This is a genomic window from Kordiimonas sp. SCSIO 12610 (genome assembly GCF_024398015.1).
GTDB lineage: Bacteria > Pseudomonadota > Alphaproteobacteria > Sphingomonadales > Kordiimonadaceae > CANLMI01.
Genome location: NZ_CP073747.1, coordinates 2313465 through 2325151 on the forward strand (window position 1 = coordinate 2313465; position 11687 = coordinate 2325151).

At 47.9% G+C, this 11687-nt stretch carries 20 protein-coding genes; all 20 read right to left on the reverse strand.

Annotated features, from left to right (window positions below):
- Window positions 1-8: 8 nt before the first annotated feature.
- A complete protein-coding gene (rpsH, locus tag KFF44_RS10890; protein WP_255934228.1) occupies window positions 9-407 on the reverse strand; it encodes a 30S ribosomal protein S8 in 399 nt (132 codons plus the stop codon).
- 11 nt (window positions 408-418) lie between these two features.
- On the reverse strand, window positions 419-724 hold the full coding sequence (gene rpsN, locus KFF44_RS10895; RefSeq protein WP_255934241.1) for a 30S ribosomal protein S14: 306 nt from the start codon (window positions 722-724) through the stop codon (window positions 419-421).
- Window positions 725-748: 24 nt separating this feature from the next.
- Window positions 749-1300: a 50S ribosomal protein L5 gene (gene rplE, locus KFF44_RS10900; protein WP_255934242.1), complete on the reverse strand. Its 552-nt coding sequence runs from the start codon at window positions 1298-1300 to the stop codon at window positions 749-751.
- Window positions 1293-1610, reverse strand: coding sequence for a 50S ribosomal protein L24 (rplX, locus tag KFF44_RS10905; protein ID WP_255934243.1), 318 nt, complete (start codon window positions 1608-1610; stop codon window positions 1293-1295). The genes rplE and rplX overlap by 8 nt, the downstream gene beginning before the upstream one ends.
- Window positions 1611-1979 (reverse strand): 50S ribosomal protein L14, encoded by a 369-nt coding sequence (rplN, locus tag KFF44_RS10910; protein WP_255934244.1) that lies wholly within the window; start codon window positions 1977-1979, stop codon window positions 1611-1613.
- Between the two features lie 50 nt (window positions 1980-2029).
- Window positions 2030-2266, reverse strand: coding sequence for a 30S ribosomal protein S17 (rpsQ, locus tag KFF44_RS10915; RefSeq protein ID WP_255934245.1), 237 nt, complete (start codon window positions 2264-2266; stop codon window positions 2030-2032).
- 10 nt (window positions 2267-2276) lie between these two features.
- Window positions 2277-2468, reverse strand: coding sequence for a 50S ribosomal protein L29 (rpmC, locus tag KFF44_RS10920; RefSeq protein ID WP_255934247.1), 192 nt, complete (start codon window positions 2466-2468; stop codon window positions 2277-2279).
- A 17-nt stretch (window positions 2469-2485) separates the two neighbouring features.
- Window positions 2486-2896, reverse strand: coding sequence for a 50S ribosomal protein L16 (rplP, locus tag KFF44_RS10925; protein ID WP_255934250.1), 411 nt, complete (start codon window positions 2894-2896; stop codon window positions 2486-2488).
- A gap of 31 nt (window positions 2897-2927) precedes the next feature.
- Window positions 2928-3623, reverse strand: coding sequence for a 30S ribosomal protein S3 (rpsC, locus tag KFF44_RS10930; RefSeq protein ID WP_255934253.1), 696 nt, complete (start codon window positions 3621-3623; stop codon window positions 2928-2930).
- Window positions 3623-3943: a 50S ribosomal protein L22 gene (rplV, locus tag KFF44_RS10935; protein WP_370691161.1), complete on the reverse strand. Its 321-nt coding sequence runs from the start codon at window positions 3941-3943 to the stop codon at window positions 3623-3625. The genes rpsC and rplV overlap by 1 nt, the downstream gene beginning before the upstream one ends.
- Window positions 3944-4005: 62 nt before the next feature.
- The gene (gene rpsS, locus KFF44_RS10940) at window positions 4006-4287 is read right to left on the reverse strand and encodes a 30S ribosomal protein S19 (protein WP_255934272.1); all 282 of its coding nucleotides are present in this window, start codon (window positions 4285-4287) and stop codon (window positions 4006-4008) included.
- Between the two features lie 12 nt (window positions 4288-4299).
- Window positions 4300-5136 carry a 50S ribosomal protein L2 gene (gene rplB / locus KFF44_RS10945; RefSeq protein WP_255934274.1) on the reverse strand — a complete coding sequence of 279 codons (837 nt, stop codon included), beginning with the start codon at window positions 5134-5136 and terminating at the stop codon, window positions 4300-4302.
- A gap of 3 nt (window positions 5137-5139) precedes the next feature.
- On the reverse strand, window positions 5140-5433 hold the full coding sequence (locus KFF44_RS10950; RefSeq protein ID WP_255934276.1) for a 50S ribosomal protein L23: 294 nt from the start codon (window positions 5431-5433) through the stop codon (window positions 5140-5142).
- Window positions 5430-6050: a 50S ribosomal protein L4 gene (gene rplD / locus KFF44_RS10955; protein ID WP_255934278.1), complete on the reverse strand. Its 621-nt coding sequence runs from the start codon at window positions 6048-6050 to the stop codon at window positions 5430-5432. The genes KFF44_RS10950 and rplD overlap by 4 nt, the downstream gene beginning before the upstream one ends.
- Window positions 6051-6055: 5 nt before the next feature.
- Window positions 6056-6820 (reverse strand): 50S ribosomal protein L3, encoded by a 765-nt coding sequence (gene rplC / locus KFF44_RS10960; protein ID WP_370691088.1) that lies wholly within the window; start codon window positions 6818-6820, stop codon window positions 6056-6058.
- Between the two features lie 5 nt (window positions 6821-6825).
- Complete coding sequence (gene rpsJ, locus KFF44_RS10965) at window positions 6826-7140, reverse strand: 30S ribosomal protein S10 (RefSeq protein ID WP_255934280.1); 315 nt, start codon at window positions 7138-7140, stop codon at window positions 6826-6828.
- A 57-nt stretch (window positions 7141-7197) separates the two neighbouring features.
- The gene (gene tuf / locus KFF44_RS10970) at window positions 7198-8388 is read right to left on the reverse strand and encodes an elongation factor Tu (RefSeq protein ID WP_255934281.1); all 1191 of its coding nucleotides are present in this window, start codon (window positions 8386-8388) and stop codon (window positions 7198-7200) included.
- A gap of 66 nt (window positions 8389-8454) precedes the next feature.
- The gene (gene fusA / locus KFF44_RS10975; RefSeq protein WP_255934282.1) at window positions 8455-10536 is read right to left on the reverse strand and encodes an elongation factor G; all 2082 of its coding nucleotides are present in this window, start codon (window positions 10534-10536) and stop codon (window positions 8455-8457) included.
- Window positions 10537-10561: 25 nt separating this feature from the next.
- On the reverse strand, window positions 10562-11032 hold the full coding sequence (rpsG, locus tag KFF44_RS10980) for a 30S ribosomal protein S7 (protein ID WP_255934291.1): 471 nt from the start codon (window positions 11030-11032) through the stop codon (window positions 10562-10564).
- Between the two features lie 21 nt (window positions 11033-11053).
- The gene (gene rpsL / locus KFF44_RS10985) at window positions 11054-11425 is read right to left on the reverse strand and encodes a 30S ribosomal protein S12 (protein ID WP_255934292.1); all 372 of its coding nucleotides are present in this window, start codon (window positions 11423-11425) and stop codon (window positions 11054-11056) included.
- Window positions 11426-11687: the final 262 nt, after the last annotated feature.

Genomic DNA, 11687 nt, shown 5'->3' on the forward strand with positions numbered 1-11687 from the left:
CCCTTTCCTTAGAATACGGTACAAAGAACTTCGCCGCCCACATTGTTCTCACGCGCTTCAGCGTCTGAGAGAACACCCTTAGGTGTGGAAACGATCGAAATACCAAGACCATTATGAACACGTGGAAGATCACTAACTGCGCTGTACACACGGCGACCAGGCTTAGATACGCGATTAAGCGTACGAATTACCGGCTCACCTTCATGGTACTTAAGCTCGATAGAAAGTTCAGCTTTGTTCGCATCGCCTTCTACACGTGAATAACCACGGATATAACCTTCCCGCTCAAGAACGTCGAGCACACGCTGACGAGTTTTAGAAGCAGGTGATGAAATAACAGACTTGCGGGCTTGCAAGCCGTTACGGATACGGGTCAACATATCGCCGATTGGATCTGTCATCGACATGAGCGTTCCCCTTACCAGCTAGACTTCACAATGCCAGGAATTTTACCGTCGGAACCAAGTTCACGAAGGGAAATTCTAGACATTTTGAATTTACGATAATAACCACGAGGACGACCAGTTACTTCACAACGATTGCGAAGACGGTTTGCCGCACCATTACGTGGCAACTTAGCGAGTTGTAGCGCAGCCAACCAACGCTCGTCGTCAGAAAGGTCTTTGTTATAAACCTGTTCTTTCAACTGAGCACGTTTAGCAGCATATTTTGCAACTAACTTCTCGCGCTTCAAATTCTTATTAACGGCACTTTTCTTAGCCATAATATCTCTCCTAACGACTACCGTTTATTTTTTGAACGGCATCTGGAAACCAGCAAGAAGCTCACGAGCTTCGTCATCTGATTTCGCAGTCGTGCAGATAATGATGTCCATTCCGCGAATTGTGTCAACTTCATCATAGTTGATTTCCGGGAATACGATCTGTTCCTTCAAGCCCATCGCATAGTTACCACGACCATCGAAAGACTTAGGATTCACACCCTGGAAGTCACGAACACGTGGAAGTGCGATAGTGATCAGACGATCAAGAAACTCGTACATACGATCAGAGCGAAGTGTTACCTTCACACCGATTGGCATACCGTCACGAAGCTTAAAGCCCGCGATCGATTTCCGTGCACGTGTTACAACAGGCTTTTGACCAGAAATCGCTGTGATTTCTTTCAAAACCTTATCGATCTTCTTCTTGTCCTGAACAGCTTCACCAACACCAACGTTGATTACAACTTTGTCCAGTTTCGGAATCTGCATGGAGTTTTTATATTCGAAACGCTCCTGAAGGGCGCCACGAACAGTTTCTTCATACTGTTTACGAAGACGAGGTTGTGCATTAGCCATCAATCATCTCCCCAGATTTTTTCGCAAAGCGAACCTTGCGACCATCTTCTAGAGTCTTGAAACCAACACGGGTAGGAGCGCCGTCTTTCGGATCCTCAATCATGAGGTTAGAAAGCTGGATAGGAGCTTCTTTTGTTTCAATACCACCCGCACTAACTTGTGTTGGACGATTGTGGCGCTTTACAAGGTTAACACCTTGAACAAGAGCACGGTCTTCTTTCGTCAACACGCGTGTGATTTCGCCGCGCTTGCCTTTATCTTTACCAGCAACCACAACGACCTTGTCACCTTTTTTAAGCTTCGCGGCCATTTATAGTACCTCCGGTGCAAGCGAGATGATTTTCATATGCTTCTTTGCACGCAATTCACGAACAACCGGGCCAAAGATACGTGTACCGATTGGTTCATGTGATTTATTAACAAGTACCGCTGCATTCCGGTCAAAGCGAATCGCTGTGCCATCCTTGCGGCGAACTTCCTTAGCAGTACGAACGATGACAGCACGGTGTACGTCACCCTTCTTAACACGACCCCGTGGGATCGCCTCTTTCACTGAGACGACGATAATGTCGCCAACTCCAGCAGTTTTACGCTTGGAACCACCAAGCACTTTAATGCACTGCACCCTCTTGGCCCCAGAGTTATCGGCCACATCGAGGTTGGTTTGCATTTGAATCATGGGTTCAACCCTTTACTTAATTAAATGCCGTATTAAAGGACGATGAGGCACTAAGCCTCACCACCTACAACACGCCACGACTTCAATTTCGAGATAGGGCGACATTCTTCGATACGAACAATTTCGCCAACCTTAACTTGGTTACTCTCATCATGAGCGTGGTACCTTTTAGAGCGTCGAATAATTTTGTCAACCAAAGGATGCTTCACTCGACGTTCAACTTTAACAACAACGGTTTTATCACCTTTGTCGCTTACCACAGTTCCTTGTAATATACGCTTTGGCATGGGCTACTCCTTACGCCTCAGCTGACTGGTTCAAGATCGTCAGGATACGCGCAACATCGCGGCGCACTTGACGAGCTCTAGCAGTGTTTTCTAATTGCCCGGACGCAGCCTGAAAACGCAGGTTAAACTGCTCTTTTTTCAAACTTTCAAGCTCAACACGGAGCTCGTCTGCCGTTTTGGCACGAAGATCAGATGCCTTCATTTTAAGTCTCCGTTTACTTAATGCATCCGGCTTACGATACGTGTACCAACGGACAGCTTAGCTGCTGCTCGCTCGAACGCACCGCGTGCCAGTTCTTCAGAAACCCCGTCGATTTCAAACATGATACGGCCAGGTTTAACCTTGCACGCCCAGTAATCAACAGAGCCTTTACCTTTACCCATACGAACCTCAGCAGGTTTCGACGTAACAGGTGTATCAGGGAAAATTCTGATCCACACTTTACCAGACCGTTTCATGTGACGGTTCATGGCACGACGAGCTGCCTCGATTTGACGAGCAGTTACCCGGCCAGGATCGGTTGCTTTTAAACCGAACTGACCGAAATTCAATGTAGTTCCGCCCTTGGCATTGCCGTGGATGCGGCCCTTATGGGCTTTCCGGAACTTTGTACGTTTTGGTTGCAACATGTCTTGTCGCTCCTATCACTACCACCCGGCCTTAGCGGCGAGATGGACCACCTTGGCTTTGCGCTTCGTTTGCACGACGCTCATGAGCCATTGGGTCATGTTCCAAAATTTCGCCCTTAAACACCCATACCTTGATGCCACAAACACCATAGGCAGTGTGCGCAGAGCCAACACCATAATCGATATCCGCACGAAGTGTGTGCAATGGCACACGACCTTCACGGTACCATTCTGTACGAGCGATCTCAGCACCGCCAAGACGACCAGAACAGTTGATACGAATACCACCAGCACCAAGGCGAATAGCGCTTTGTACTGAACGCTTCATTGCGCGGCGGAAAGCCACACGGCGCTCGAGTTGCTGTGCGATATTATCTGCGATCAATTTCGCATCAATCTCAGGCTTACGAACTTCAACGATGTTGAGGCTCACCTCAGAAGATGTGTATTTGGCAATTTTAGAACGCAGCTTTTCAATGTCTGCACCTTTTTTACCAATGATCACACCAGGGCGTGCTGAATAGATTGTCACACGGCATTTTTTCGCAGGACGTTCGATAACGACTTTTGAAATACCAGCCTGTGAAAGGTTCTTCAGAACAAACTCACGGATGCGAAGGTCTTCATGAAGAAGGCTACCATATTCTTCGCCTTCAGCGTACCAGCGCGAATCCCAAGTGCGGTTTACACCCAGGCGCAGACCAACGGGACTTACTTTCTGACCCATTATGCTGACTCCTCAACTTCGCGCACAACGATGCGCAGACGACTGAACGGCTTAATGATCTTGCCAACACGACCGCGTGCCCGAGCACGAAAACGCTTCATTACAAGCGCTTTACCAACGGTTGCTTCAGCAACAACAAGGCTGTCCACATCCAGGTTATGATTGTTTTCTGCGTTAGCAACTGCAGATTCCAATACTTTCTTAACGTCGATTGCATTACGGCGACGGTTGAAAGAAAGCGACGTAAGCGCCTTCTCAACTTTCATACCGCGAATGCTGGCTGCTACCAGATTAAGTTTCTGGGGCGAGCCACGAAGCATAGTAGCTGTTGCTACCGCTTCATTATCCGCCAAACGGCGTTTTGCTGATTGCTTGCCCACAGTTACTTCCTCTTAGCTTTCTTGTCAGCCGCGTGACCCCAATATGTCCGGGTCGGTGAAAACTCACCAAGTTTATGACCAACCATATCGTCAGTTACATAAACAGGGATAAATTTTTGCCCGTTGTAGACATTGAAAGTCAGCCCAACAAAGTTTGGCAGAATTGTAGACCGGCGTGACCAAGTCTGAATTACTGCGTTGCTTTTGCCGCTATCGAGAGCTGCTTCAACCTTCTTGAGAAGGTGCATGTCAACGAAAGGGCCTTTCCATACAGAGCGTGCCATATCTTAGACTCCTTAGCGTTTCTTGCGCTCATGGCGAGAACGGATGATAAACTTGTCAGACGCTTTATTAGAACGTGTACGTTTACCTTTCGTTGGTTTACCCCAAGGTGTCACTGGGTGACGACCACCAGAGGTACGACCTTCACCACCACCATGTGGGTGATCAACCGGGTTCATGGCAACACCACGAACACTTGGTCGTTTACCAAGCCAACGATTCCGACCCGCTTTAGCGAGCTTAGTGTTTTGATTGTCTGGGTTAGAAACAGCACCAACTGTTGCGACACACTCGCCGCGGATGATGCGAACTTCACCAGAAGACAAACGAAGCTGTGCATAGCCACGGTCACGACCGATAAGCTGTGCGTATGCACCAGCTGAACGAGCAATCTGACCGCCTTTACCTGGTTTCATTTCCACATTGTGGATAATTGTACCAACAGGCATGCTTGAAAGTGGCATTACGTTACCAGGCTTCACGTCAACCTTTTTACCAGCGATAACAGTATCACCAGCAGCAAGGCGTTGTGGCGCAAGGATATACGCTAGTTCACCATCTTCGTATTTAATAAGCGCAATGAATGCTGTGCGGTTAGGATCGTATTCGATACGTTCCACAGTTGCCGCTACATCCCATTTAGCACGCTTAAAGTCGATTTTACGGTAAGTACGCTTGTGACCACCACCACGACGACGTGATGTGATACGGCCAGTATTGTTGCGACCACCAGATTTGGTAAGACCCTCGGTTAGCGCTTTAACAGGTTTACCCTTGTGAAGACCTTCACGGTCAACAAGAACAAGCCCACGCTGTGCCGGAGTTACCGGTTTATATTGCTTGAGTGCCATCGGTTAAACCCCCGTAGTCACGTCAATGCTATGGCCTTCTTCCAAGGTAACCATGGCTTTTTTGTACTCGGCACGTTTACCGATTACACCACGGAATCTTTTTACCTTGCCTTCCTGGCGAAGCGTATTGACTTTCTTGACTTTCACACCAAAGAGCGCTTCAACCGCTGCTTTAATCGCAGGCTTGTTAGCGTCGATAGCAACTTTGAAAGTCACCTGGTTGTTTTCCGAGCCCATTGTTGCCTTCTCGGTGATAATTGGGCTCTGAATTACGTCATAATGCTTGACATCAATCATTTGAGCCTCTCCTCGAGTTTAGCAACCGCAGCCTTAGTGAGAACAAGCGTATCACGACGAAGAATGTCATATACGTTTGCGCCCTGGCTTGGGAGCACATCAACATTTGGGATATTGCTTACAGCGCGTTTGAAGTTTTCATTCACTTCTGCACCATCAACGAAAAGAGCGTTCTTAAGGCCAAGCTTCTCTAGCTTAGCAGTAAGATCTTTTGTCTTACCATCTTTAAGTTCAGCAACATCAACAACGATGAGTTTACCGTTTGCTTGTTTTGTACTTAGCGCAGTCTTAAGACCAAGCTGACGTACTTTCTTAGGCAAGCTGAAACCGTGATCGCGTGGGATCGGGCCAAACGCGCGTCCACCACCAATAAAGATGTTAGAGCGACGTGAACCGTGACGCGCACCGCCTCCGCCTTTCTGACGGCCGAACTTTTTACCAGTACGAGCGATATCAGAACGGAATTTAACGGCGTGTGTACCTGCGCGACGTTTCGCAAGCTGCCAGTTTACAACACGGTGCAGGATGTCTGCACGTGGTGTTACGCCAAATACTGCGTCATCAAGATCGATGTCGCCAGCCTTTTTGGCTTCTAATGTAAGAACATTCGCCTTCATGACGCTTATTCCTCAGTTGCTTCAGCTGGTGCTGCAGCTTCTGCCTCTGCTGCTTCCGCAGGTGCCTCAACAGGCGCCGCTTCTTCAGCCTTAGCAGGAGCGCGGAACGCTGCTGGCATAGGAAGGCCTTCAGGAAGAGCTTTCTTTGTTGCGTCAGAGATAAGAACCCAGCCCTCTTTGGAACCAGGGATACCGCCGCGAACAAGGATCAAGCCCTCATCAGCCCGTGTTTCTACAACTTCAAGGTTTTGAACAGTTGTACGTGCATCACCCATGTGACCAGCCATTTTCTTACCTTTGAAAACGCGACCTGGATCCTGACACTGACCTGTTGAACCATGAGAACGGTGAGAGATAGAGACACCGTGTGACGCGCGAAGACCACCAAAATTGTGACGCTTCATCGCACCAGCGAAGCCTTTACCTTTGGATGTACCAACGACGTCCACTTTCTGACCAGAAATAAAGTGATCAGCAGTAAGTTCAGAACCAACCTCAACGAGGGCATCTTCGCTTACACGGAACTCGGCAACTTTCATCTTTGGTTCAACCTGCGCTTTCGCGAAGTGACCACGCATTGCCTTTGATACGTTTTTCACCTTACGGCCACCAGCACCAAGCTGTAGTGCAGTATAGCCATCTTTTTCGTTCGTACGCTGTGCAACAACCTGACAGTTATCCAACTGTAATACTGTTACCGGTACGTGCTGACCTGCATCATTAAAGACGCGAGTCATACCAACTTTTTTTGCAAGAAGACCTGTACGCATTGATCTTATCCTTGCAGTTTAATTTCAACGTCAACGCCAGCAGCGAGGTCAAGCTTCATAAGAGCATCAACCGTTTGCGGGGTTGGGTCAATAATGTCGAGTAGACGCTTGTGCGTACGCATTTCGAATTGCTCACGTGATTTTTTGTTCACGTGCGGGCTACGGAGAACCGTAAACTTCTCAATTCTGGTTGGCATCGGGATAGGACCACGAACCATAGCGCCTGTGCGTTTGGCAGTATTAGCGATCTCACCAGTTGCTTGATCAAGCACACGGTGGTCGAACGCTTTTAGCCGGATGCGGATATTTTGCGCTTCCATTGCTTTAACACCTAATAATGAGGCGCCGGTATAAAAGCCGACGCCTAAGTTACAGAATTATTCGATAATAGTTGAGACGACGCCAGCGCCCACAGTACGGCCACCTTCACGGATCGCAAAACGAAGACCTTCGTCCATCGCGATTGGCGCGATAAGCTGAACTGTTAGGTTCACGTTATCACCAGGCATAACCATCTCTGTACCTTCTGGTAGCTCAACTGTACCTGTCACGTCAGTTGTACGGAAGTAGAACTGTGGACGGTAGTTAGCAAAGAATGGTGTGTGACGGCCACCCTCGTCTTTTGACAGGATGTATGTCTCTGCTGTGAATTTTGTGTGCGGTGTGATCGAACCAACGTGCGCAAGAACCTGACCACGCTCAACATCGTCACGTGCAACACCACGAAGAAGCGCACCAATGTTATCGCCTGCTTCACCTTGATCAAGAAGCTTACGGAACATTTCAACACCAGTAACTGTTGTTTTCGCTGTATCCTTGATACCAACGATCTCAATCTCGTCACCAACTGTTACGATACCACGCTCTACACGGCCTGTCACAACTGTACCACGACCAGAGATAGAGAATACGTCCTCAACAGGCATTAGGAACGCGCCGTCAATAGCACGATCAGGCTGTGGGATATATTCGTCAACAGCAGCCATCAGCTCAAGGATCTTCTCTTTACCGATGTTGTCGTCACGACCTTCCATTGCAGCAAGGGCAGAACCCGCAACAATCGGAATATCATCACCAGGGAATTCATAGTCAGAAAGAAGTTCACGAACTTCCATCTCTACAAGCTCAAGAAGCTCTTCGTCGTCAACCTGGTCAACTTTATTCAAGAATACTACAAGCGCTGGTACACCAACCTGACGTGCAAGAAGGATGTGCTCACGTGTTTGTGGCATTGGTCCGTCTGCTGCGTTAACAACAAGGATACCACCGTCCATCTGTGCAGCACCAGTGATCATGTTCTTCACATAGTCAGCGTGACCTGGGCAGTCAACGTGCGCATAGTGGCGTGCTTCTGTTTCATACTCAATGTGAGCTGTTGAAATCGTAATACCACGCTCACGCTCTTCAGGAGCCTTGTCGATGTTCGCAAAATCAACCGCTTCACCGCCTTGTACTTCTGATAAAACTTTAGAAATCGCAGCTGTCAACGTCGTCTTACCATGGTCTACGTGACCAATCGTTCCAATGTTACAGTGCGGCTTATTCCGCTCAAACTTTTCCTTAGACATTTTAATCTACCTTCTTATCGGCCCCCGGTTTTGCCGGGGGAGCCATAACAATTATTGTTTTTTAAATTAACCAGCCAATTTTGACTTGATTTCATCAGCGACAGCGTTCGGAACACCGTCATAATGGTCGAACTGCATAGTAAACTGTGCACGGCCCTGCGTGAATGAGCGAAGCTCGTTCACATAACCGAACATATTTGCCAGCGGCACCATTGCATTAACAACCGTAGCTGGACCACGAGCTTCAGAGCCCTGGATCTGACCACGACGTTTGTTAAGGTCACCAATAACATCTCCCATGTACTCATCAGGAGTTACAACTTCGACCTTCATGATTGGCTCAAGCAGTTTAATACCCGCCTGAGACGCAGCTTCACGCATCGCACCGCGACCAGCGATCTCAAACGCGAGAACACTAGAGTCAACATCGTGATATGCGCCATCCGTAAGCGTCACAGAGAAGTCAATGATCGGGAAACCGATAAGAGCACCGGATTCAGCGATATCATTAACACCCTTTTCAACACCTGGGATGTATTCTTTAGGGATGTTACCACCCTTAATTTCGTCAGTGAATGTGATACCAGAACCACGTTCACCTGGAGTGATTGTCATTTTCACACGACCGAACTGACCAGAACCACCAGACTGTTTCTTGTGTGTATAATCAACATCAACTGCTTTCGCGAATGTTTCACGGTATGCCACCTGAGGTGCACCCACGCTACATTCAACTTTGAATTCACGCTTCATGCGATCAACAAGAATATCAAGGTGAAGCTCACCCATACCCGCAATCACAGTCTGGCCAGATTCTTCATCAGACGTTACGCGGAAAGATGGATCCTCAGCAGCCAAACGGCTAAGCGCGATACCCATTTTCTCTTGGTCAGCTTTAGATTTCGGCTCAACCGCAACTTCGATAACTGGATCAGGGAATTCCATACGTTCAAGAATAACCTGTGAGTTATTGGCACAAAGCGTATCACCAGTTGTTGTGTTCTTAAGACCAGCAAGCGCAATGATATCACCAGCACGAGCTTCCTTGATGTCTTCGCGGCTGTTCGAGTGCATCTCAAGCATACGACCAACTTTTTCTTTACGCTGCTTCACTGAGTTCGTTACCTGAGTACCAGCCTCAAGAACACCAGAGTAAATACGAGCGAAAGTAAGTGATCCAACGAATGGGTCGTTCATAATTTTAAATGCAAGCGCAGAGAACGGCTCATCATCAGATGACGCACGAGCAATCTCTTTCTCATGATCGTTAGCATCCACACCTTTAATCGCTTCAACGTCAGTTGGAGCAGGCATGAAATCAACAACCGCATCAAGAAGTGGCTGAACACCCTTGTTCTTGAAAGCTGTACCATTAAGAACAGGAACGAAGTCACCAGCGATTGTACCCTTGCGGATAGCGCCTTTGAGTTCTTCTTCAGAAATCTCCTCACCTTCGAGGTATTTCTCCATAAGAGCCTCATCAGCCTCAACAGCCGTCTCGATCATTTCCATGCGAGCAACTTCAACAGCTTCTGCAAGCTCTGGGCGTACATCAACATAGTCGTATGACGCACCAAGGTCTTCACCCTTCCAAAGAACTTCTTTGTTCTTGATAAGGTCGATCAAACCTTCGTACTCAGCCTCAGCACCAATAGGAAGCTGAACAACGAGTGCTGTTGCACCAAGACGTTCCTTGATCATATCAACGCAGCGCTCAAAGTTAGCACCCATACGGTCCATCTTGTTGACAAAACACATACGAGGAACGCCGTACTTATCAGCCTGACGCCAAACAGTCTCTGACTGCGGCTCAACACCAGCAACTGAATCAAATACAGCTACCGCACCATCGAGGACACGAAGTGAACGCTCAACTTCAATTGTGAAGTCAACGTGACCAGGTGTATCGATGATATTAATGCGGTGATCATTCCAGAAACAAGTTGTTGCAGCAGAGGTAATTGTAATACCACGCTCCTGCTCTTGCTCCATCCAGTCCATAGTAGCGCCACCATCGTGCACTTCACCAATTTTGTGACTACGTCCTGTATAATAAAGAATACGTTCTGTTGTCGTTGTTTTACCAGCATCGATGTGTGCCATGATGCCGATATTGCGATAACGATCTAGTGGCGTTCTACGTGCCATGTGACTGATCCCTAATTCCTACCAATTACCAACGATAATGAGAGAAAGCTTTGTTAGCTTCCGCCATTTTGTGAGTGTCTTCACGCTTCTTAACAGCTGCACCGCGGCTGTTGAATGCGTCTAGAAGCTCGCCAGAAAGGCGATCAACCATTGTTGTTTCATTACGCTTACGAGCTGCTGCAATGATCCAGCGAATAGCAAGCGCTTGCGCACGCGCAGCACGAACTTCAACAGGAACCTGATATGTAGCACCACCTACACGACGAGAACGAACCTCGATCGCAGGCTTAACATTATCAAGCGCCTCATGGAATACTCCAAGCGGCTCTTGCTTTGCACGATCTTCAACCTTATCGAAGGCACCGTATACGATACGCTCTGCAACAGACTTCTTACCATCAAGCATAAGGCTGTTCATGAACTTTGTAAGGACAATATCACCGAACTTTGGATCCGGAAGTACCTCACGTTTTTCTGCACTATGACGACGTGACATGTGTTCTTTCCTCTCTCAACCTTACTTCGGACGCTTCGTACCGTATTTCGAACGGCTACGACGACGATCTGCAACACCTTGTGTATCAAGGACACCACGTAGAGTGTGATAACGAACACCCGGCAAGTCTTTTACACGACCGCCGCGGATCAAAACCACAGAGTGCTCTTGAAGATTGTGACCTTCACCAGGGATGTATGAAGTTACCTCATGGCCGTTTGACAGGCGCACACGAGCAACTTTACGAAGCGCTGAGTTAGGTTTCTTAGGTGTAGTTGTATAAACACGTGTACAAACGCCACGTTTCTGAGGGCAAGCCTCAAGTGCCGGCACTTTGTTGTGCACCGGCTTTGCCTTACGCGGTTTGCGTACGAGCTGATTAATGGTAGGCATATTTTTTCCTTGCCGTTTTTCTCTGTCACCATTACCGAGCCACCTCTTTTGCATGCAACAAAAGTACCTGCATCGGTGCTCAATCACTCCGACGAGGTAACTCGCTATAATTCAATTGTATCTCTAAGCTAGCTAACCACTGCGTCTAACAAGGTTTTGTTACCACCAGTGCTCTAGCGAGGTGCGCAATATATGCATGCGACCTATCCTCGTCAACCGAAAAAGTATCTGAGTAATATTTTACTCTTTTTCGTCGTAAAAA

Excerpts from the sequence above, each read along its gene's own strand:
- rpsQ (WP_255934245.1), bottom strand. The coding sequence starts at position 2,266 with ATGCCAAAGCGTATATTACAAGGAACTGTGGTAAGCGACAAAGGTGAT.
- rplC (WP_370691088.1), bottom strand. The coding sequence starts at position 6,820 with ATGCGTACAGGTCTTCTTGCAAAAAAAGTTGGTATGACTCGCGTCTTT.
- rplV (WP_370691161.1), bottom strand. The coding sequence starts at position 3,943 with ATGCTTCGTGGCTCGCCCCAGAAACTTAATCTGGTAGCAGCCAGCATT.
- rplD (WP_255934278.1), bottom strand. The coding sequence starts at position 6,050 with ATGAAGGCGAATGTTCTTACATTAGAAGCCAAAAAGGCTGGCGACATC.
- rpsH (WP_255934228.1), bottom strand. The coding sequence starts at position 407 with ATGTCGATGACAGATCCAATCGGCGATATGTTGACCCGTATCCGTAAC.
- rpsN (WP_255934241.1), bottom strand. The coding sequence starts at position 724 with ATGGCTAAGAAAAGTGCCGTTAATAAGAATTTGAAGCGCGAGAAGTTA.
- rpsC (WP_255934253.1), bottom strand. The coding sequence starts at position 3,623 with ATGGGTCAGAAAGTAAGTCCCGTTGGTCTGCGCCTGGGTGTAAACCGC.
- rpsG (WP_255934291.1), bottom strand. The coding sequence starts at position 11,032 with ATGTCACGTCGTCATAGTGCAGAAAAACGTGAGGTACTTCCGGATCCA.
- rplN (WP_255934244.1), bottom strand. The coding sequence starts at position 1,979 with ATGATTCAAATGCAAACCAACCTCGATGTGGCCGATAACTCTGGGGCC.
- rplX (WP_255934243.1), bottom strand. The coding sequence starts at position 1,610 with ATGGCCGCGAAGCTTAAAAAAGGTGACAAGGTCGTTGTGGTTGCTGGT.
- rplP (WP_255934250.1), bottom strand. The coding sequence starts at position 2,896 with ATGTTGCAACCAAAACGTACAAAGTTCCGGAAAGCCCATAAGGGCCGC.
- fusA (WP_255934282.1), bottom strand. The coding sequence starts at position 10,536 with ATGGCACGTAGAACGCCACTAGATCGTTATCGCAATATCGGCATCATG.
- rplB (WP_255934274.1), bottom strand. The coding sequence starts at position 5,136 with ATGGCACTCAAGCAATATAAACCGGTAACTCCGGCACAGCGTGGGCTT.
- rpsL (WP_255934292.1), bottom strand. The coding sequence starts at position 11,425 with ATGCCTACCATTAATCAGCTCGTACGCAAACCGCGTAAGGCAAAGCCG.
- KFF44_RS10950 (WP_255934276.1), bottom strand. The coding sequence starts at position 5,433 with ATGATTGATGTCAAGCATTATGACGTAATTCAGAGCCCAATTATCACC.
- rplE (WP_255934242.1), bottom strand. The coding sequence starts at position 1,300 with ATGGCTAATGCACAACCTCGTCTTCGTAAACAGTATGAAGAAACTGTT.
- rpsS (WP_255934272.1), bottom strand. The coding sequence starts at position 4,287 with ATGGCACGCTCTGTATGGAAAGGCCCTTTCGTTGACATGCACCTTCTC.
- rpmC (WP_255934247.1), bottom strand. The coding sequence starts at position 2,468 with ATGAAGGCATCTGATCTTCGTGCCAAAACGGCAGACGAGCTCCGTGTT.
- rpsJ (WP_255934280.1), bottom strand. The coding sequence starts at position 7,140 with ATGGAAGCGCAAAATATCCGCATCCGGCTAAAAGCGTTCGACCACCGT.
- tuf (WP_255934281.1), bottom strand. The coding sequence starts at position 8,388 with ATGTCTAAGGAAAAGTTTGAGCGGAATAAGCCGCACTGTAACATTGGA.